Annotated in this window: 15 protein-coding genes and 1 tRNA gene; 14 read left to right on the top strand and 2 right to left on the bottom strand. The window is 51.5% G+C overall.

Annotated features, from left to right (window positions below; all coding sequences use genetic code 11):
• Positions 1 to 105: 105 nt before the first annotated feature.
• Together IE181_RS08120 and mnmA are read right to left on the bottom strand one after the other, a co-directional pair.
• Positions 106 to 182: transfer RNA gene (locus IE181_RS08120), tRNA-Met, on the bottom strand.
• 148 nt (positions 183 to 330) lie between these two features.
• Entirely contained in the window at positions 331 to 1,470 is a 1,140-nt protein-coding gene (gene mnmA / locus IE181_RS08115) for a tRNA 2-thiouridine(34) synthase MnmA (protein ID WP_191251811.1), read from the bottom strand.
• 276 nt (positions 1,471 to 1,746) lie between these two features.
• Here mnmA and IE181_RS08110 point away from each other — a divergent pair, with 276 nt between their 5' ends.
• From IE181_RS08110 to IE181_RS08045, 14 genes are all read left to right on the top strand, one after another.
• Positions 1,747 to 3,771, top strand: a complete 2,025-nt coding sequence (locus tag IE181_RS08110; protein ID WP_191251809.1) for a flagellar hook-length control protein FliK — start codon at positions 1,747 to 1,749, stop codon at positions 3,769 to 3,771.
• A 22-nt stretch (positions 3,772 to 3,793) separates the two neighbouring features.
• On the top strand, positions 3,794 to 4,555 hold the full coding sequence (locus tag IE181_RS08105) for a flagellar hook assembly protein FlgD (RefSeq protein ID WP_191251807.1): 762 nt from the start codon (positions 3,794 to 3,796) through the stop codon (positions 4,553 to 4,555).
• Positions 4,556 to 4,692: 137 nt separating this feature from the next.
• Positions 4,693 to 6,090 carry a flagellar hook protein FlgE gene (locus IE181_RS08100; protein WP_191251805.1) on the top strand — a complete coding sequence of 466 codons (1,398 nt, stop codon included), beginning with the start codon at positions 4,693 to 4,695 and terminating at the stop codon, positions 6,088 to 6,090.
• A gap of 247 nt (positions 6,091 to 6,337) precedes the next feature.
• Positions 6,338 to 6,610, top strand: coding sequence for a CtrA inhibitor SciP (gene sciP, locus IE181_RS08095; RefSeq protein WP_191251803.1), 273 nt, complete (start codon positions 6,338 to 6,340; stop codon positions 6,608 to 6,610).
• A 160-nt stretch (positions 6,611 to 6,770) separates the two neighbouring features.
• The gene (gene fliF, locus IE181_RS08090) at positions 6,771 to 8,483 is read left to right on the top strand and encodes a flagellar basal-body MS-ring/collar protein FliF (protein WP_191251801.1); all 1,713 of its coding nucleotides are present in this window, start codon (positions 6,771 to 6,773) and stop codon (positions 8,481 to 8,483) included.
• Between the two features lie 16 nt (positions 8,484 to 8,499).
• On the top strand, positions 8,500 to 9,522 hold the full coding sequence (gene fliG, locus IE181_RS08085) for a flagellar motor switch protein FliG (protein WP_191251799.1): 1,023 nt from the start codon (positions 8,500 to 8,502) through the stop codon (positions 9,520 to 9,522).
• Between the two features lie 27 nt (positions 9,523 to 9,549).
• Positions 9,550 to 10,284, top strand: coding sequence for a FliH/SctL family protein (locus IE181_RS08080; protein WP_191251797.1), 735 nt, complete (start codon positions 9,550 to 9,552; stop codon positions 10,282 to 10,284).
• Positions 10,285 to 10,317: 33 nt separating this feature from the next.
• Positions 10,318 to 10,674 carry a flagellar motor switch protein FliN gene (fliN, locus tag IE181_RS08075; RefSeq protein WP_191251795.1) on the top strand — a complete coding sequence of 119 codons (357 nt, stop codon included), beginning with the start codon at positions 10,318 to 10,320 and terminating at the stop codon, positions 10,672 to 10,674.
• Positions 10,675 to 10,743: 69 nt separating this feature from the next.
• Positions 10,744 to 11,511, top strand: a complete 768-nt coding sequence (locus tag IE181_RS08070; protein ID WP_191251794.1) for a motility protein A — start codon at positions 10,744 to 10,746, stop codon at positions 11,509 to 11,511.
• 44 nt (positions 11,512 to 11,555) lie between these two features.
• Positions 11,556 to 12,986, top strand: a complete 1,431-nt coding sequence (gene flbD, locus IE181_RS08065) for a sigma-54-dependent transcriptional regulator FlbD (protein WP_191251786.1) — start codon at positions 11,556 to 11,558, stop codon at positions 12,984 to 12,986.
• Positions 12,987 to 13,020: 34 nt separating this feature from the next.
• Entirely contained in the window at positions 13,021 to 15,135 is a 2,115-nt protein-coding gene (gene flhA / locus IE181_RS08060; protein WP_191251785.1) for a flagellar biosynthesis protein FlhA, read from the top strand.
• 51 nt (positions 15,136 to 15,186) lie between these two features.
• The gene (locus IE181_RS08055; protein ID WP_191251784.1) at positions 15,187 to 16,242 is read left to right on the top strand and encodes a flagellar biosynthesis protein FlhF; all 1,056 of its coding nucleotides are present in this window, start codon (positions 15,187 to 15,189) and stop codon (positions 16,240 to 16,242) included.
• Position 16,243: 1 nt separating this feature from the next.
• On the top strand, positions 16,244 to 17,023 hold the full coding sequence (locus IE181_RS08050) for a MinD/ParA family protein (protein ID WP_191251783.1): 780 nt from the start codon (positions 16,244 to 16,246) through the stop codon (positions 17,021 to 17,023).
• A gap of 17 nt (positions 17,024 to 17,040) precedes the next feature.
• Entirely contained in the window at positions 17,041 to 20,727 is a 3,687-nt protein-coding gene (locus tag IE181_RS08045) for a hypothetical protein (protein WP_191251782.1), read from the top strand.
• The last annotated feature ends 8 nt before the right edge of the window (positions 20,728 to 20,735 follow it).

Raw genomic sequence — 20,735 nt, 5'->3', positions numbered from 1 at the left:
TCAGTGTGTAAAAATCGGCAGAAATGAACGCAAACAGCACGAACCGCCCCAAAGAGGCAGGCACAAAGAAAGATGGGTATACTTAAGAAGGAAAATGGCGGGAAATGGTGGCTCCTCCCAGATTCGAACTGGGGACACATGGATTATGATTCCACCGCTCTAACCAACTGAGCTAAGGAGCCAAACCAATTCCGCAAGAGCACAGACTTTTCTGACAAGAATCAGCCTGTGCGCTGAAATCTGCGCCGGTATACAGGGGTGATACGGGATCGTCAAGGCTATTTCTGCATCGGTCAAACAGAAATTTCACTCCCTTGTTTTTCCTGCGAATTAGAGGAGGCGCGCATCCGTACTGTGTGCCTTGGCGATCCAGCCGCCACCAAGAACACGGTCGTCATCATAGAAGACCGCGGCCTGACCAGGCGCCACACCTGCCTCTGCGTCTGCAAGCTTTAATGTTACGACATTATCCTGCAGGAAAAGACGTGCTGCAACAGGTGGCCGGGTTGATCTAACCTTTGCCAAAACATCAAGCCCGTCATCACCAACGGCTTCACCAAGCCAATTAACATCCTTGACGGTGATTTCTCCGATCGTCAGGGCTTCGCGCGGGCCGACAATCACTTGTTTCTTTACGGGATCAAGCTTGACCACATAAATCGGTTCCTCGCTGCCCCCAACACCGAGACCGCGCCGCTGGCCAATTGTATATTTAACAATACCGTCATGCGTACCCAGAACATTTCCGTCCAGATCAACAATCTCTCCGGGCTCCATCGCCCCCGGCCGCAAGCGCTCAATCACGCTGACGTAATTGCCTTCTGGTACAAAACAAATGTCCTGACTGTCTGGTTTATCGGCAACGATCAGACCAAAACGTTCTGCATGAGCACGGGTTTCATCCTTGTCCATATGACCAAGCGGAAAGCGCAGAAAATCAAGCTGTTCCTGCGTTGTTGCAAACAGGAAATAGCTTTGATCCTTGCCGTCATTCACGCCGCGCACAAGGCGGGACTTTCCGTCATCGCCAACTATACGCTGCACATAATGTCCGGTCGCCATACAGTCCGCGCCCAGATCACGGGCAGTATCCAAAAGGTCTTTAAACTTTACCGTCTGGTTACAGCGAACACAGGGGATTGGTGTTTCGCCCTTTATATAACTGTCGGCGAACTCTTCCATGACCTGTTCCTTGAACCGGCTTTCATAGTCCAGAACATAATGCGGAATCCCAAGCGCATCACTTACCCGGCGTGCATCATGAATATCCTGCCCGGCACAGCAGGCACCTTTCTTCTGAATAGCCACACCGTGATCATACAGCTGCAGGGTTATGCCAATAACATCATACCCTTCTTCTTTCAAAAGGGCCGCCGTGACACTACTATCCACACCGCCTGACATAGCAACCACGACCCGCGTATCTGCAGGGGCACGGTCAAATCCAAGGCTGTTAAGTGTTTGTGTCATGATCTTTTCTCAGTCGTTTGTTACCCGCCATATAAGGAGTCTTCTGTATCTAGGCAAGGGTTTCCCGGCAAATAGGCAAGTCTTCCCCTTGATATCCCTGCACCGCAGCGCTGAAATGCCCACCTAATATCAAGAAGCCTTGTAAATGCGGACATTTTCAGCATGCCCGAAAAACTGGCCCACCTCCTGCATAGTATGTTGCCGAGTTAATAGATACGCAGGTCGTCGCGGCAAAAGTTGCCGTAACAGCCTGCAATATTAAAGAAGCAAGTGAGTATGACAACGCTAAACACAGTATTACAGATGTTAGCAAGCAGCGGGAAACCAGCTGCTGCATCACAGCATACTGCAACAGCCGCCGGGTCAAATGCAGAGAATGGCAAGAACTTTGCCTCTATTCTCTATGCAGCGAGTGACCCGTCGCTTGTCAGAACTCAGCACGGCCAAACCACTGAAGATGCTATCGCAGCAGCAAATGCAGGACGGCAGAGCTTTGATATTTTGAAAGGCTCTAACTTCCTGCCTACTGCAGACGCAAATCTGGATACACCCGGCGTTGATACGGACAATCTTCCAGTCTTTATAGATAAAAAGTCCGTGTTTATTGGCCCCTTCACCGTAGGCGATCTGAATACTCTGAACGCATCTCAGGAAAATATTGATCCGGATGTGCAGGCTGTACTGTCTGTTATTCAGCAGGCAATGGCCACTGCAAACAGTGACACACCATCAGACTATCAGCCAGAAGAAGGGGACAGTGTCGACCTTGCCCAGATTTATACTATCCTGAGTGTGGACTATACATCATCGCAAGACGCAGCTGGATCGGGGTCTTCAAATGCCGCAATAACAGCCGGCACATACGGCAAAGAATGGAGCATCTCATCACCTGAGACTGGCCCATTAAGCCGTGATGCTCTTAAAATGCTGGGCATTGATGTAGCTGGTGTCACTTCCGCAAACGACGCCGATGCACTATTACAGCAACCAGTTGGTCAGATTAAACCATTAGGCCCGCCGCAGGATTACCAGGAACTGCTTGCAGGCAGACCACCCCTGCCAGAGACAGCATCCGCAACAGCACAAACCATGCGCGGACATGCTGGCACCGTAAGCAGTGACACGATCAGACCTGAGCAAGCACAAAGCGGCCAGCACACAGGCAACATACCGCCTACATCTGAGGCTGGAGCAGACGGCACCGTTCCAGACGGAGACGCCTTTGCCGATGAAGTTCAGTCAGATGACCTGGCCCATCTTAAAGGCATGAACAGCAATCGCGGCGCTGCACCGCATGACTTTAACAGCGACGCGATAGATGACGATATGGCTATGACGCCCGCACCGTCACTGCAGGCCGCTGCACGCGCCAACACAGCCAGACAAGGTACCCAGATTGAGAGCGGCGATACCAGCGCTTCTTCTGCGGATGATGCATCTGCAGATATGGTGCAAACTGCCGCAGCCAGCCATAATGCTGGCGGAAAAAATGCTGGCCAAAACAGTGCTGGTGGTTCTTTCGCGCAGACTGCCAGTAACAGTAATAATGCAGGCGCCCAGACAACAACCTCTCAGAACAGCGCATTCACTGTTCCCGCGGGTGACACAGGGGTGCACACTTCAAACGCGCCGGCAACACCGGTCGCCAATACTGCCGGACCGGACGCAACACCAGCCCAGATGCCAGACCGCGGCACCAGCCAGCCTGACTCTAATAGTCCATTCGCTCCAACAGGTGCTGGGATAGACACAGCCAAAGCCGCACAGGAACATGCCGCGACACGAACAATGATGGGCAACCGGGCAACACCGGAATTTGCACAAAAGATCGCGAATGACTTTGGGCTTCAGGTTACAAAGGCCGTTCAGGATGGCAAACAGGAATTTACTATGCGCATGGACCCTGCTGAACTGGGGCGCGTGACAGTAAAAATGCAATTTGAAAACGGCAAAATGACAGCCAAGGTCATGGCTGAGCGCCCAGAAACACTGGAAATTTTGCAGCGCGATGTTCGCGGCCTTGAGCGAGCGATAGAATCCGGCGGCCAAAAGGCTGAAAATATCAGCATAGATTTCAGTCTGGATCACGGCAATGGTGAAAGTGCTGGCAAAGCAATGGCAGAGGCAGCGCAGGCTGAAAAGTTCGATGAACAGCTTGCCAAAAATGCAGCCATGAACTCAGACGACATGAACCCGGCGACATCGCCTGAAAGCCTGGAAGACTTTGTAGCACAGGACATTCCACTTGAAGAAATTCTTGCCGCCGTTTCGGTAGAAACCGGCATTGATGTTCGAGTGTAGGGAACAGGATCAGGATTAGAAAATGGATATTTCAGGTATTACATCAGCCGGTCAGTCAAAAGCAGGTAACTCTGCGCAGACCCTTGCAGGTAATTTTGACACATTCCTGACGCTGCTGACCAGCCAGCTTCAGAACCAGGACCCAATGGATCCTATGAAAAGCAATGAGTTCACCCAGCAACTTGTTCAGTTCGCCGGCGTTGAACAGCAAATCCAGCAAAATCAGAATCTGGAATCCATTTCCAAGCTTCTTGCGCAGCAACACGTCACCAATGTTTCCAATTATCTGGGACACAAGGCAGTTATCCCTGCCGACCGGATTGAAACAGACGGTAAAGGCGGCACATGGGAATATGACCTGCCGCTGGCGGCTGACGATGTCAAACTGGAGATCTTGGATTCAGACGGCAACGTTGTCTACGAGGGCTTTGGTTCTGGTAAATACGGCACCAACACTTTCAATTGGGACGGCACCAATTCCAATACCGGTGAAAAAGTCGAGAGCGGCCAATATAGCCTGAAAGTTACTGCATCAACTACGGATGATCAGAACAAGGAAGTGCCGATTTATGCAGACGTCTTCGTCCATGGCACGATTGAAGAATTGAGGCTGATCGGAACAGAGCCGGTCTTTAAAGTCGGCGGTCACGAAGTCACTCAGGCAGGAATTGTTCGCCTGATCAGCAGTGGTCTTGGCGTAACCGACGCGGCACCGGCGGATACAGCGAACACTGAAACAGATCCGGTTGAAGACCTGGTAAACGAAGACCCAGCTAACAACTAGGATACTAAAAAATACCGGGGCTGATCCGTCAGCATCGGGAAATAACCACCGGAACGAAGGACCGGTTTTTCGCCCACAAGATGGGCAGTGCAGAACGCAGAGCGAGTGCAAACGCAAAAGAGTTTAGGAGAAGTACAATGGCATTCACAGCTCTGGCAGCTGGCGTATCGGGACTACAGGCCTTTTCGGATTCTGTAGGCGTGATCGCAGACAATATTACAAACGTAAACACTGTTGGATATAAAGAAACCCGGTCACGCTTTTCGACACTGGTGACTGAAACATCATCAAAGTCCAGCTATTCCCCTGGTGGTGTGAAAGCAGCATCAGAATCCCTGATCTCACGTCAGGGTCTTTTGCAGCCGACATCCAGTGCTACCGATGTAGCCGTAGACGGTGCAGGCTTCTTCGTCGTAAAAAAAGCCGCTGACGGTGAAGCCGATGGTGAGTTTCAGTTCACACGGGCTGGTGCCTTCTCAAAGGATGACGAAGGTTTCTACAAAAATACAGCTGGTCTGTATCTTATGGGCTGGCCACTGGATAGTACGGGCGATATCGTTGGCAACCCGGACGATATTAATTCACTGGTTCCCATTAATATCGATCAGCTGAACGGTATTGGTGAAGCCACCTCAGAAGTCTCCATTCGTGCGAACTTCCAGTCGACAACGCCTATTAACCCGGCTGCTGCTGGTTACACAGTTGGTGATATTTCTGCGGACATAACGGCTGGCACACAGCTGATCTCTCCAGACTTTGTCACAAACGTAGAGATTTTTGATAGCCAAGGCGCTCCCCATACGCTGGTACTGTCCGCAATTAAGACCGGCGCGAACACCTGGGCATATGAAATCACTTTCGACGAAGCCACTGAACTGGACCCTGCGGACCATACGGACGGTTTGATCGCATCAGGTGAACTCATCTTTAACCCGGATGGTTCAATTGACCTTGAGTCCATTGACGATGCTGAAATCACCACAATGAACGATGCTGCGGGCAACCCGGTGTCACTGCCCGGCGGTGCTTTAACCTTCAACTATGCTGACGGCACAACTAGCAGCACAGATGTATCAGACGGTGCAATCGTCTTTGACTTTGGCACAGACGGCGCAGCTGATGGCTTCTCTCAATTTGAAAGTATCTCCACCAAGATTTCCTCAAGTGTGGACGGCGCTGCCTTTGGTAACGTTATTGGTATTTCAATCGAAGAAGCAGGCGAAGTATCTGCCCTCTTCAGCAACGGTCTGACCAAATCGATCTTCAAGCTGCCAGTTGCAACATTCCCGAACCCCGATGGGCTGGCTCGTCGTCAGGGGAATGCCTACGGCGTTTCTGATCTATCGGGTGAGTTTGCCCTTCAGCAAGCTGGCTTCGGTGGTTCCGGTACCATTGCGTCCAACGCTTTGGAATTGTCTACCGTTGATTTGGCAAACGAGTTCTCGGAACTGATTAAGGTTCAGCGTGCTTTCTCTGCCTCTACACGGATTATCACAACATCTGATGAAATCCTTGAGGAACTGACCAGAATCTAACATCATGAGGTGAAGGGCCTCCCTTCACCTCCGTTAATACTACTCTTTTGCACACGGAGCCTGCCCCTTATCCTTAGGGACAGGCTCTTTGCTTACCTAATTCTCGCGTAAATGTGATGAAAAACTGTACTGGTTAATAGGCTGTTTACTTTAGAAATTAGCCGTTTGTTAAACCCTGGCTGCTATCTTCTGACAAAGATGACTGAATTCGTCAAAACAGTTTTTAGTAGTGCAGGAATAAATAACAATGGCAGAAAATACCAAGCAGGTGATTGGCCCACTCGGCCAGCCCATCTCTTTGTCTGATCTCCCCTCTCCAACAACCAAACGATGGGTTGCTCGCCGCAAGGCAGAAGTTGTCGCCGCAGTTACTGGTGGCCTTTTGACACTTGAAGAAGCGTGCACGCGTTATTCTTTATCTGTTGAAGAGTTCCTCTCTTGGCAGAGCGCGGTAGAAAAAAACGGCATGGCAGGCCTTCGCGTAACCCGCTTACAAGCCTACCGTTCTGTGGACGCGTAAACCGCGTCTCCTCTTTAAAATCCCTAACTGTACTTAAATTTAATTGCTTTTTTTGTTAAATCTAGGCAATATTTGCCTAGATTTAACTATCTGTTTACATTACCACGATAATTTGGGATCAATGGGCTAGGCTCAGTGGTACATCAGGCAGAGGTGCAGCGTGGAAACTCTTTCGCAGTTAATCAGGAATCTGGGTACAGGTCGTATCATTATGATCGGCCTTGTTGGACTTGCTACGTTCGCGATGTTTGCGTTCATGATCGGTCGTATCCAAACGGCCCCTATGGCAGTCCTCTATTCTGATCTTGAGCCTGCCAATGCTTCCACCATTATCCAAAGCCTGGAGGCACAAGGCGTTCCCAATGAACTGGGCCCGGGTGGCCGTATTATCAGTGTGCCGCGCGATCAGGTAGAACGCTTACGTCTACAATTTGCTGGCGAAGGTCTGGGCGGCAGCATTATCGGTAAAGAAATCTTTGACCGTGACGCAAGTTTCGGGCGCACCAGTTTCGAGCTGAATGTCAATTATGTACGTGCCGTTGAAGGCGAATTACAGCGTACTATTAAGTTTATACAATCCGTAAGCGAAGCCCGTGTTCACATCGTTATGCCAGAACGACGTCCGTTTGAACGCGAAGCGTCCGAGCCATCAGCCTCAATTCTGGTGCGTACATCCGGTGGCGGCCTGGGCGCCCGGCAGGCACAGGCCATTCAGTCCCTTGTTGCCTCTGCCATTCCTGGGCTTTCCCCTGACAGAGTTACCATTTCTGACACAAGCGGCCGCCTTCTAACGGATGGTGCTACTGAATCTGGCCGCCTGGGGGACTTCACAGACCTTGAAGAAGCGCGCCTGGCCAAAGAACAACTATACCGCCAGAAAATCGAAAACCTGCTGGCGCAGCGGGTTGGCCGCGGTAATGTACGTGCGGAAATCTCCATCCAGATGGACATGGAGCGCACAACAACAAGCCAGACGATTTTTGACCCTGATGGACAGGTTATTGTTTCTCAGACCCTCGATGAAGAATCTTCAAATGAATCTGAAACTCCCGGGCAGGTGTCAGTTGCCAACAATATTCCAGATGCAGATGCACAAAACGCTGGCGCAGCAGGTGGCCCCGTCAGCACTGCACAAAAAACCTCAGAGAATACTAACTTTGAAAACTCCAAAACCGAAACTGTGACCATAAAGGAACCCGGACAAGTCCAGCAAATTCGTGTTTCTGTTATCGTGGATGGTATTCGCGGGATTTCTGATGACGGTACCACACCAACATACAGCGACCGCGACCCCAATGAAATAGAAGCACTGCGGCAGTTGGTCTTGACTGCCATCCCATTCGACGAAACTCGTGGGGATGCCGTCACTGTTCAAAGTATGCGATTTGCTGATCCACCAGCGTTTGAGCCAGAGCCAGAAGGACTAAATATTCTTGGTTACGGCGGTGAAGAACTGTGGCGCGCCGCAGAAGTAGGTGGTCTGTTCATTCTGGGTATCCTATTTATCCTTCTGGTGGTCCGTCCTGTTATTGTGAAAACATTGGATGCAATTCCTGAACCTGCGCCCTTGCCTGACCCCAATGCCCAATTGGCTGCTCCAAATGGTCAGTCCATGGCAGCAATTTCGGGTCCAGTAACGGCCGATATCGTCGCCGCCGCCGCCGCGGGTGATGAAGCAGCAGCAGCGGCTGTTCGTGCCGCAAAGGAATCCGGCGAATTGCAAGCCGCGAACCTAAAGATTGATTCACAAATTGACGTAGCACAGGTCGAAGGCCGTGTGCAGGACAGTGCCATCAAGAAAGTGGCTTCAATCATTAAGTCCAACCCTGACGACAGCACCGCTATCGTTCGGCAATGGCTGTATGCTGATTAGAGAAGGTTTTTAGAGTATGTCGGAAGCAAGTAGTGACGAACTGAAACGCATGACAGGGCCACAAAAGGCCGCTGCGTTCATGTTGGCTGTCGGCGATGAGTTCGGCAAAGACATCTGGAATGCACTTTCTGATGACGAAGTGAAAGAACTGTCACAGCATATGTCAAAACTCGGCTCTGTCTCAGCCGGGGCTGTGGAATCCTTATTTATCGAATTTGCATCCTCCGTTTCATCCGTTGGTAACCTTAACGGCTCGTTTGATACGACAGAACGCCTGCTAGCCAAGATGCTGCCCGGCGACCGTGTTTCCCAGATCATGGATGAAATTCGTGGCCCGGCAGGTCGCACCATGTGGGATAAACTAGGCAACGTGAACGAAGTCGTTCTCGCCAGTTACCTGAAAAATGAATATCCGCAAACTGTCGCTGTGGTTCTGCAGAAGATTAAATCTGAACATGCCGCTCGGGTGCTAGGCGTTTTGCCAGAAGATTTCTCAATGGAAGTTATTATGCGAATGCTGCGGATGGAGTCTGTTCAAAAGGACATCCTGGACAAGGTGGAACAAACACTTCGCATTGAATTTATGAGCAATCTGGCACGCACCAGCAGTAAAGACAGTCATGAGACTATTGCAGAGATTTTCAATTTTCTGGACCGCAGTGCAGAGGCCCGTTTCCTTGCTGCCCTCGAAGACCGGAACCGTGACTCTGCTGAACGTATCCGTGCATTGATGTTCACCTTCGAAGATCTGGCCAAACTTGATCCAAGCGGTGTGCAGACTCTTCTTAGAAATATTGACAAGGATAAACTGGCGCTTGCAATGAAAGGTGCCAGCGATACTTTGCGAGATCTGTTCTTTTCTAACATGTCCGAGCGTGCTGCAAAAATTTTGCGCGAAGACATGGAAGCAATGGGACCCGTGCGCCTGCGTGATGTGGACGAAGCGCAAATGGAAATGGTCACCAAAGCAAAAGATCTTGCTGAAGCAGGTGAAATTGTTCTTTCTGACAATAAAGGGGAGGATGAGCTGGTTTACTAGCGCTTGTAAACTGGCCATCATATACACATGGCAGAACCGGTAAAATTCACCTTTGACAGAGCCTTCGATGGCGGCGCTAAAAGCCGCTATGACGAAGATGTAGCGCGGCTGCAGGACGAACTGGCCCAGACCAAGGAAGCCGCTTATGCAGAAGGCCATGCAGCAGGTCATGCACAAGCACTTGGAGAAATTGAAGCCGCAACACTCGAAGCCACAAACGCCATTGCCGCCAGTGCGCAGGCCTTGATCACCCAGCAAAAAAGCCTGGAAGACCGCCTGAAACAGGAAATGGTTCAGCTTTCTTATGCTATTGCCAGCAAACTTGCCCCTACCCTCATCCGGGAACGCCCGCTGGCTGAGATCGAGGGCTTGATTGAAGAATGTCTGAACATGGCACGCAAGGAACCCCGCATTGTCATCCGCGTGGCCCCTGCCCTGCTAGACAGTCTGTCTGAAAGAATTAACACCATCAAAAATGCAAGTGCGTTTGACGGCGAAATCATCTTAATCGACGATGCCAGCCTGAAGTTTCAGGATTGTTGCGTCGAATGGCCAGATGGTGGGCTGGAGCGTAAATTTATGGATATTCAGGTACAGGTTCAAGACGCTGTACAGCGCTATGTCATCGCTCGTTTCGAGCAGGAAGGTGACTGGTCTACGGGACATGTAGAAACTGACAATGCCGCCGGACAAGAGGACATGCCCAAGAGCGACGCATACCTGGAAACAGACATATCAGAATTTGAGCCACCCCAAGGATAACGGGCGCAGCAGGAACGAACGAAAGGACAGTTAATGTCAGACGAACAAGATACTGGAGATGTAGGTTTGCAAGACCTGTCGTCCAACTCTAATGAAGGCCCAGAGCTGGCAAAAAAAGCTGATGGTGTTGTGCGTTCTTCTGCAGATTTGGAGCCCGTGTATGATGTGCCGGTCCGGGTACAGGCCGTTCTTGGCAAATCTACACTGGAAATATCCCAGCTTCTAAAGCTCGCACCGGGGGCCGTAATTGAACTGGACCGCAAAGTTGGCGAGGCCATTGATATTTATGTCAATAACCGGCTGGTTGCACGGGGCGAAGTTGTTCTGGTCGAAGACCACCTTGGCGTAACCATGACCGAAATTATTAAGATGGATGGTGCAGCGGGCTAATAGCCGCAGCATTTTTTGGGGGTACAGGCGCGAGCCCTGAACCGATAAAAGGCAAAGGAAAGTGACAGTATGAGCACTATTATCGGCATGTTGGCAGCCTTTGCGCTGGTGATAGGTGCCATTATTCTTGGCGGCACGCCCCTGCGCTATGTAAACATGGAAGGCATCATGATTGTGGTGCTTGGCACATTCGCTGTCACTTCCATTAGTTTCACTTTTCGGGAAATGGCCGATATTCCCTCACAAATTTTCCGGCTGCTGAGACAAGGGCAAAAAGACCCGTCCGAAGAAGCTATCAAGGTACTGCGAATTGCCAACGATGTGCGCAAGAAAAATGACTTGATGTCGCTTGAAAAGGTCATACCTAAATTGAAAGATACGCCAATTTTTCAAAATGCCCTGCAATTGGTCGTCGATGGTTCTTCTGCAGAAGATGTCGAACAGATGGCACGGCGGGAAGCGAGTACCTTATCCCAAAAACACATGCGTGCTGTTGACTTTTTGCGCCGTGCAGGTGATGTCGCGCCTGCAATGGGCCTGATTGGGACCTTGATCGGGCTTGTGAAAATGCTGGGCAGCCTGGACAGCCCTGATCAGATTGGCCCGGCAATGGCTGTTGCATTGCTGACCACATTTTACGGCGCAATTTTAGCACATCTGGTGTTTATCCCCCTTGCTGCAAAGGCAGAGAACTGTACCAGCGAAGAAGCTCTGGTAAATACCCTTTACGGCATGGCGGCGACATCAATTCGCCGTCAGGAAAACCCACGACGTCTGGAATTACTACTGAATACTGTCTTACCCCCGGCTAAACGAGTTACGTTTTTCGGTAAATAATATAAAGGCTTACGACCAGAACGGTCCTAAGACGGAGAGAAATAATGCGATTGCTGATAGTTGGAACCCTCGAAGGTCAATTAGGCACAGCCAGTAAAATGGCGATGGAGCGCGGCGCAAGCGTGACACATGTTGCTGATATTGACGGTGCACTTGCTGCCCTGCGTAGCAAGGGGGCCGACCTGTTGATGGTGGAGGTGATGCTGGACATCCCCAAAATGATCCCGAAGCTACGGGCCGAGCATTTTTCAATCCCGGTTATTGCATGCGGTATCGGCACTGACCCTAAGATTGCAGCCGCTGCGATCAGGGGCGGAGCAAAAGAATATATTCCCCTGCCCCCCGATGCAGAATTGATCGCTGCTGTTCTTGAGGCCGTATCTGAAGACAATCAGGAATTTATCTTCAACGACCCTGTCATGAAGCAAACAGCGGCTCTGGCCGAACAGGTAGCACCGTCAGAAGCCAGCATTATGATCACCGGTGAATCTGGTACCGGTAAGGAAGTGATGTCACGCTTTCTGCATTCAAAAAGCAAGCGTGCGAACAAGGCTTTTGTCGCTGTCAACTGTGCTGCAATTCCAGAAAACCTTTTGGAATCAGAGCTTTTCGGTCACGAAAAAGGTGCCTTCACCGGCGCCGTGGCCCGCCGGATCGGTAAATTTGAAGAAGCTGACGGCGGCACCCTGTTGCTTGACGAGATTTCAGAAATGGACGTACGGCTTCAAGCAAAGCTGTTGCGGGCGATCCAGGAACGCAAGATTGACCGGGTTGGCGGCACCAAACCTGTTGATGTGGACATCCGCATTATCGCCACGTCTAACCGCAATCTGGAAAAAGAAGTCAAGGAAGGCAATTTCCGCGAAGATTTGTTTTTCCGCCTGAATGTTGTCAACCTGCGTGTACCGCCCTTGCGGGAACGCCCTGGCGACATCAAGGCACTGGCTGAATTTTTCGCAGAAAAATATGCCGACGTGAACAAGATTAAAGCTCGGAAATTGTCCCCGGAGGCAATCCGCATTCTGACGGCCCACACATGGCCTGGTAACGTTCGGGAACTGGAGAATGCCTTACACCGCGCTGTATTGCTGGCCAGTGGCGATGAAATCGGCCCCGAAGCCATCATGCTGCCTGACGGTAGCGGTAATCTGGCAACAGGCGGCGCTCTGCCGGCCGCTACACCAAGCGCGGCAAGCTCTGAACCACATGCCGGCGACAACGGTTCTGTATCTGATGCCGCAGGGGCAGCGACGCAGAACGCAGGCGGTGCAACCATGGTTGGACGTACCGTTGCCGAAGTTGAACGGGATCTGATTATTGACACATTGAAACACTGCCTTGGCAACCGGACGCATGCTGCGAATATTCTCGGCATTTCAATCCGTACGCTTCGCAACAAGCTTAATCAATATCAGTCAGACGGCGTGTCTGTACCGCAACCAGGAAGTGATGGCGGTTCCAGTGCTTCTCTTTGATGCGTGCTAGCATATAGCCAGTAAGGGTACATGAATGAGCGATTCAGCGTCCGGCAATAAGCAGAATCCGCAGGGTGGCTTTAACTTTAATAGCTTTCTTGCAGGAATGAAGAACAGCGACATTGCCTTCGCAATTGGCATTGTCGCTATTCTGCTGATGCTTATTATGCCCATGCCAAGCTGGCTTCTGGACATTATGCTGGCGCTTAGCATCACCTTTTCTGTGATGATCCTGATGACCAGTTTGTTCATCCAGAAACCTTTGCAGTTTAGCAGTTTTCCCACGGTTCTCCTGATTGCAACGATGCTGCGATTATCCCTGAACCTGGCTTCAACTCGGCTAATATTGGCGGAAGGTCACACGGGGTCCGATGCCGCTGGTAAGGTTATTGAAGCCTTTGGCGGTTTCCTGATGAGTGGTCAGGTTGTTATCGGGATTATTGTATTCTCTATTCTGGTGATCGTAAATTTTGTCGTTATTACAAAGGGATCAGGCCGAATAGCCGAAGTCGCAGCCCGTTTTAGCCTTGATGCCATGCCCGGTAAACAGATGGCCATCGACGCAGATATGTCTGCAGGCCTTATCGACGAAACAGAGGCCCGAACACGACGGAAAGAACTGGAAGATGAAAGCAGTTTCTTCGGCTCCATGGACGGTGCAGCAAAATTTGTTCGCGGTGATGCCATTGCCGGCCTCCTGATCACTTTCATCAATATTATCGGCGGTATTATTATTGGTGTCGCCATTGAAGATATGTCTGTTGGTGACGCAATGAACCGCTACACCATTTTGACCATTGGTGACGGGCTGGTGTCCCAGATACCGGCGCTGATCGTCTCTACCGCAGCCGGCCTTCTGGTCACAAAAGCAGGGCTGACTGGCCAGACAGACAAGGCGCTCTTTGGGCAAATGACAAATTACCCGCGGGCACTGGGTGTTACATCAGCCCTTTTATTCGCCATGAGCTTTATGCCTGGGATACCCTTTTTCCCGTTCGCGCTGATGGGCAGTACCCTTGGATATATTGCCTTTGCCCTAAGCCAGCGGAATATTAAACAAGCCGAACAGGTTCAAGTAGCAAAAGCCGCAGAAAAACAAAAAGCCGTACCGGTTGAAGAGCCAATCACCAGTGCCCTTGCAATCGACCAATTACGTCTGGAATTGGGGTATGGGTTGCTGACGCTCATCAATGATGATAACGGCTTCCGCCTGACCGATCAGATCAAAGCCTTAAGACGGCAAATGGCATCTGAACTGGGCTTCGTAATGCCGTCGGTACGCATTCTTGATAATATGCAATTACCGTCAAACGGCTATGTCATTCGGGTCAAGGAAACCGAGGTAGGCGCAGGCGAAGTCCGGCCCGGCATGCTTCTGGTGATGGACCCACAAGGACAGCCTGTGCAAATTCCGGGCGAAGCAACAACAGAGCCAGCCTTTGGCCTGCCTGCCACTTGGGTTGATGCAGGCGCGAAGGAAGAAGCCTCTTTCCGCGGGTACACGGTTGTTGACGCAGCAACCGTTATTGTGACGCATCTGACAGAAGTTCTGAAAGAAAACATGTCTGAATTGTTGTCGTATGCAGAAACACAAAAACTTCTGGACGACCTGCCGACCGATAATCAGAAACTGATCGCAGATCTTATCCCGAACCAGATTACTGTATCCGGTATTCAGCGTATTTTGCAGTCCCTTCTGGTGGAACGGGTCTCCATTCGTGATTTGCCAACTATTCTTGAGGGCATCGCCGAAGGTGCAGGCCTGTCTAAGAATATCGTGATTATTACTGAACATGTCAGAACACGCCTGGCGCGGCAGCTATGCGCTGCAAACGCAACACCTGATGGATTTGTACCCCTGGTAACCTTGTCCGCAGAATGGGAACAGGCGTTCGCAGAAAGTCTTGTGGGCGGCGGCGAAGAACGCCAACTGGCGATGGCACCAACACGCCTGCAGGAGTTTATTAACTCCGTTCGCCTTGTATTTGATCAACAGGCAGAGCGCGGGGAAGCCCCAGTGCTACTTACAAGTCCCCTTGCCCGGCCGTATGTCAGATCCATTGTTGAACGTTTCCGACCAGCCACAGTGGTCATGAGCCAGAATGAAATACATCCGCTGGCTAAAATCCGGACACTGGGTCAGGTATGATAGTATTATGTCCCCGTATCGTGACAGATATTCAAAGGTTATTATTAAATCATGAGGCTTAAAACCTTTCACGCCAAAAATATGAAAGAGGTCATGGAACTGGTCCGTAATGAAATGGGACCGGATGCCATCATCATTTCAACAGAAGAAAGCAGCAAGATTGGTGGTGCACGGGTTACTGCGGCGCTGGAAGCGGGGGCAACACCTCCGCCTCCTGCGAAGACACCCCAAACGCAGCAAACACCGCTGCAAGCATCAGAAATAGCGCGCGCTAATGCAGAAGCATCCCCGTCTATTATCCCCAGTCCTGAATTTGATGCCGCAGACATCAATGCCGTCCTGAACCATCACGGCCTGCCATTCGAAACTGCTGGCCACCTAGGAGCGGCGGCAAGGAGTGTTGACTGCGCAAGCTTGCCCGAAGCATTTTCCACGGCCCTGGAGACCAGCATCAGTTTCAGCCCATTGACCGACTATACCAGTCGGCCCATCATATTGGTTGGTCCACCCGGTGCTGGTAAGACGGTCTGTGCTGCAAAACTGGCAGCAGACGCAGTTCTGCACCAGCGGTCCCTGAAACTAATATCCACGGACACTGTCAAGGCTGCGGGCATCGCGCAGCTTGACCATTATGCCCAGCTTATGAAGAAAACCGTGCAGACCGCTGCCAATGCAAAGGAACTGCAAAGCCTTGTCCAGTCTGCAGACACCACAAATGCGCTGACAGTTATTGATGCGCCGGGAACAAACCCGTTTGATATGGCAGAACTCGAAAGCCTTCTGAAGCTTATTAAATCCGTAGACGCCGAACCTGTGCTTGTCATGCCCGCAGGTCTTGATCCACTTGATGCCCAGGAAATCGCGGGCATTTTTGCAAAAATGGGATGCCAGCGCTTTATCGCGACACGACTGGATGCAGCACGCCGCTATGCCAGCATTATCATGGCTGCCCGTCCCGGATATTTATCGGTTGCCGCTATCAGCCGCAGCCCATTCGTTGCAGAAGGACTGGAGCCGGCAAGCCCCCTTGCCCTGGCACGCCTTTTGACAACACTTCCAAAATCTCAGGCCCGGTCCCAATCGTCCGACCGGAAGAATGGACAGTAAAATGACCGCAAATACTCTCGCAAATTCCTTGAATGAACATAAACTGATCACCATTGCATCTGGCAAAGGTGGTGTGGGAAAAACATGGTGCAGTGTTACCCTGGCCCACACACTCGCCAGAAGTGGACGCAAGGTGTTATTGTTTGATGGTGATCTCGGTCTTGCAAATATTGATATTCAACTGGGGCTGATGCCGAAAAAAGATATCGGGGACTTTATATCCGGGGATGCCAGTCTGGCTGAGATCGTCACACGCTATGATGACAAGGGAGGCAGTTTCGATGTTCTCCCCGGAAAATCAGGGTCTGGTGCCCTCGGGTCTCTATCAAAAGACACACTGCTTGCCATCCGGAATGGCCTGATTAATCTTGCAGAAAATTACGACCATGTTCTCCTTGATCTATCCGCAGGGATTGATTCAAGTGTGATCACACTGTCCCGGCACAAGGGGAAGCTCCTGGTTATCATGACCGCAGATCCCACGTCACTGACAGATGCCTATGCATTCGTAAAGGTTATTAACATGCGGGATAAAAATGCCGACATGTCGATAATCGTTAACAATGTGGGTAGCAAGCGCGAAGGTGAAAAAGCTTACGAAGCAATTAAACGTGCGTGTGAAGGATTTTTGAAGATTTCACCACCCTTAGCAGGTATTATTAAGTCTGATACGCGAGTTGTGGATGCAATCAGGGCACAAGTACCGCTGATGTCCCGTCATCCCCAAGCTGACGCGGCACAGGATATGACCAAAATAGCAGCAGGAATTATTGGTCGGTAATCTAGAAGGAACACTGAATGAGCGACATCTACGGCCCATCGGGACCAAAGCCGACCCCGGCTGTCGCTCGTGCTCCGGACAAGTCGGAACAGGTCACTCGCGACAATAGTAAAAACACAGACACACAGGCTCGTAATCAATCCTCAAAAGGTCAGACGAGCGACACGAGTGAAGCGTTCCACGGCAGGGATGTTGCTGTCTCCATATCTGCATCAGCAGCCCACCTCCAGTACGGCGACAAAATCAATAATAAAATCGCCAGAATGGACGCGGACGGCCGACCCATCATTGAAACCGAACGCGCGACATATGCCCTGCGGCCTGATGCTGGTCTGCGGCCCGGAGATAATGTTGAACTGGAAGTCAGAGAAGCAGGCAAAGCAGTCAAAGCGGATTTACTGGTTAAAAACGGAAAAGATATCGACCCTCCGGTTCGGTTAAATCTGGATGTTATCGCCATTCACGGGAACGCCACTCAAGCGGCCACGCCTGGTTATGGCAAACAAGCTAGTCAGCAAGCGACGGGTGCGACCTATGCCCCGACACGGCAAACAGATACCGTCACTGTACAGCAAAATATAGGGGTTTCGTCCACGCAGGCGCCCCCCACTCCAGAACAGGCTTTTGCCAAAACGTCGATCGGACAGGTGTTTTCGGCATCAGTCGAAAGAACGAGTGACCCTGCAGCAAAAATTCTGGCGGCTGTTACAACGCCTTTTGGCAGCTTTGCGGTTAATCCGGCACCAACCGCAGCGCAGAATAGTCGTCTTACCCTGCGTCTGACATCGGTGAAAGGTCCGGTGACCGCAGATATTCTGGCTGTAAACGGCAAGCCACTGGAAACGCGGGAGACGATGACGCTTCTGTCGGCTGAAAATGCAGACACGGTATCCCCTGCAAGCGCGGCGGCAGGCCCGGGAACAGTCAGCCAAGTGGCCACTAATCAGCCAGAAAAGCCGCAGGAAAGACCAATCATGGTCCGCGTAGAAGAAAGTGCTGATCAACGCCCGGTTATCCGGACGGCCTTTGCGACCTACCTTGTCTCGCCTGCGGACAAATTCAGCCCCCATGATGATGTGCAGATGCAGATTGATTTCAAAGCAGCCCGGGAACAAATGCACAGGCAGGGGCATTTTGAAAATATTTCCGCAGACGTTATCCGCATTAACAACACGGTGTATGACCCGCCAATCAAAGCGCAGTTAACAGAAATTCAGGAAGAAAGTCCCCGGACAAGGTCGCAGATCCGTGAATATGATCGCCCTGACATGCGGACACCGAGAACTGCATACGCGACTACTCAGCAATCTTCCCCTGCGGAAGAACAAGCGCAAGCGGCCACTGATCGGCCGGCGACGACGGAAACAGCACCCCAAGCTGCTAACCCGTCACGGGAAAGCACTGTATCTGATACATCTCGCGGTACTGAAGCTGTTCCAACCGACTCCTGGCAGACACGGGAAACTACAGCCGCAAGGGACAGTAACGATAGTGCCCCGCGCCCAGACTTGCTGCCGCGGCGTTTCGAAGCCTATGTCACCGCCAGGGAGGACGGACAACAGGTCGCCTTGCAAACACCTGCAGGCACATATGCCTTGCCCGCGGATATTCCGTTCAAGCCAGGAGATAAACTACAAGTCACACTTGCTGACCAAGCGACAGACACGGCGCAAAAAGAGCTGTCCAAGCTGAATGTCACCGTCACCGCAGTGAATGACAAACCTCTGCCGGAGCCAGTGCAGCTTGCACTAACCCACGGCGACAAAGCCGCGATACAGCAGGAAAGTCCCAGACAGCCTGTAGGGATCAGTCCTGACCGGCTACAGCAAACAAACGCGGCAATACCAACACCGTCGCAGGTTTCGCAGCAAATACATTCCCCTTATCAGGGGACAGTGGCAGATAAAGATCTCGCCACCCTGATTTCCTCGCAGCAAAAAACAGGCGCCCACCAAACAGTTACCTTTGATGAACAAGGCCCCTTGTCTGCCGCCAGCAGCGGACAGTCACTGGCACAAACAGGTACCCCCTTTGACCCGCTATATAGATCGCACTCTTTATTTGCCGGAAAAAGACGTGCCGATCCCTCCGGTGCACTCCTCCCGCCCGTGCAGCAAAGACCCGCGCCCATTTCCAGCACACTGTCCCTGCTGGGATCGGCTGCCAAGCTTGGGCCAGTAGTCGGTAATCCGACAAATGTTCAGGACACAGTCAGCGCGCAATCAACCGCGCGTCAGGTTGCCGCCTCACTTGCTGGTACAAATGTAACGCAATCAGTATCTGCCCCCACCCTGCCTGAGGGGGCTGTCGGACCGTTCGTCACTGCACTCTCACTGGCAGGAGGTGGTGGGTCTCAGGCAGCGCCCCAGCCCTACCAGATAGTTGCCGTAGATGTTGCGGAAAGCAGTGTAAACCCGGCCCAGCTTGCGACGGTAACAAATGTCCAGTCTTTTACAGGCGCAGAGGCAAAAAATCTGGACATTCCTCTGGCATCGCTTTTGCCCGACGGAAAAGGCACACAAACATCTTTCGCAAAAGTGGAAACTGACAAAGGGTCCTTTTTAGTTGCAGCAGAGGCCGCAGAAAAACTAACCGGACAAATAGTTGCTGTCTTTAGGGATGACGCAGCAAATTCTGCACCGTCTGTCACATCTTCGCAAGCCTCTGCGTCCGGGACACCATCACACCTTCCGGACGGTGTTTACACGGGCAAGGTAATAGGAAATGACGGAACAAACGCCGTCCATTTCACGGCAAGCAGGGCTGCCGCCACTGAGGGCATTGCAGCGACCACACCGTCGGCACAGACGATGGAAACATCTGTAACGGCGGTTCATGTCAATCGCGCGTTTCTCTCCCCGCAGGGCCCTATGAATGACCTCCGGCTTGAAACATCTGCGGGTGATTTTGTTGCAACATTACCCGGCCGAAACCGACCACAGGTTGGGGAAAGTTTATTTTACTGGCCTGTGACCGCTGGCCTGGGAGCCGAGGGCACACCCACAACTTCTCAGTCCTTACCCGTCACCGACCCTGTCCAGCAGATGGTGTCGACCCGTTCATGGCCTTCCCTTCAAATGAGCTACAGCATTCTTGGTGACAATCAGCCGTCTTTGACCGCCATGCACCAAAGAACAGCAATGGGCGGGAAGAATTTCACCGCGGCCGTTCTGCATGCAACAGCCCAAGCTGCCCAAGGTGATGCCGACAGCTACCTTGGTAGCGTCCTGTCCAAAGCACTGGAGGATACGGCCCCTGAACTGCTGGAAAGGTTACGGGCAGAATTGGGTCAGATTTTAGGTCAGACAAATGACACAAGCGGTGAATGGCGTCCAATCCTGATACCACAGGATATTCAACGAGACGGCACCATTCCCCTGATCACCATGCTTTTATCGAACGATCCAGAGGAACAGTCCTCAAAGAACCAACAGGACGATACGCCAGAGGAAGACGCCAAACAGCGTTTTTTAATCGAAACTGACTTCAGTGAAATCGGCCCTGTCCAAGTGGAAGGCAGAGTAGGAAAGGATACGATGAATATCATTATCCGTTCAACCGGCATGTTGCCGACCGACTTAAAGGCAGGCATACCTACCTTGTATGAAACAGCCCTGAAGGAAAGCGGGTTTTCAGGACATATAGCCATCATTGATGGGCGCCCATTCCCCATTGATGCCAAAGACCTTTTATCTGGCAGCTGATTTAACTG

It is taken from the genome of Kordiimonas sediminis, from assembly GCF_014656395.1.
Lineage (GTDB): Bacteria > Pseudomonadota > Alphaproteobacteria > Sphingomonadales > Kordiimonadaceae > Kordiimonas_A > Kordiimonas_A sediminis.
This window is presented reverse-complemented; position numbering and strand designations above follow the sequence as displayed.

What these genes read in the sequence shown, in the direction of transcription:
- IE181_RS08100 (WP_191251805.1), top strand. Translation starts at nt 4,693, where the DNA reads ATGGCATTCACAGCTCTGGCAGCTGGCGTATCGGGACTACAGGCCTTT.
- sciP (WP_191251803.1), top strand. Translation starts at nt 6,338, where the DNA reads ATGGCAGAAAATACCAAGCAGGTGATTGGCCCACTCGGCCAGCCCATC.
- IE181_RS08050 (WP_191251783.1), top strand. Translation starts at nt 16,244, where the DNA reads ATGACCGCAAATACTCTCGCAAATTCCTTGAATGAACATAAACTGATC.
- IE181_RS08080 (WP_191251797.1), top strand. Translation starts at nt 9,550, where the DNA reads ATGGCAGAACCGGTAAAATTCACCTTTGACAGAGCCTTCGATGGCGGC.
- fliG (WP_191251799.1), top strand. Translation starts at nt 8,500, where the DNA reads ATGTCGGAAGCAAGTAGTGACGAACTGAAACGCATGACAGGGCCACAA.
- IE181_RS08110 (WP_191251809.1), top strand. Translation starts at nt 1,747, where the DNA reads ATGACAACGCTAAACACAGTATTACAGATGTTAGCAAGCAGCGGGAAA.
- flhA (WP_191251785.1), top strand. Translation starts at nt 13,021, where the DNA reads ATGAGCGATTCAGCGTCCGGCAATAAGCAGAATCCGCAGGGTGGCTTT.
- IE181_RS08045 (WP_191251782.1), top strand. Translation starts at nt 17,041, where the DNA reads ATGAGCGACATCTACGGCCCATCGGGACCAAAGCCGACCCCGGCTGTC.
- IE181_RS08055 (WP_191251784.1), top strand. Translation starts at nt 15,187, where the DNA reads ATGAGGCTTAAAACCTTTCACGCCAAAAATATGAAAGAGGTCATGGAA.
- IE181_RS08105 (WP_191251807.1), top strand. Translation starts at nt 3,794, where the DNA reads ATGGATATTTCAGGTATTACATCAGCCGGTCAGTCAAAAGCAGGTAAC.
- fliN (WP_191251795.1), top strand. Translation starts at nt 10,318, where the DNA reads ATGTCAGACGAACAAGATACTGGAGATGTAGGTTTGCAAGACCTGTCG.
- IE181_RS08070 (WP_191251794.1), top strand. Translation starts at nt 10,744, where the DNA reads ATGAGCACTATTATCGGCATGTTGGCAGCCTTTGCGCTGGTGATAGGT.
- flbD (WP_191251786.1), top strand. Translation starts at nt 11,556, where the DNA reads ATGCGATTGCTGATAGTTGGAACCCTCGAAGGTCAATTAGGCACAGCC.
- mnmA (WP_191251811.1), bottom strand. Translation starts at nt 1,470, where the DNA reads ATGACACAAACACTTAACAGCCTTGGATTTGACCGTGCCCCTGCAGAT.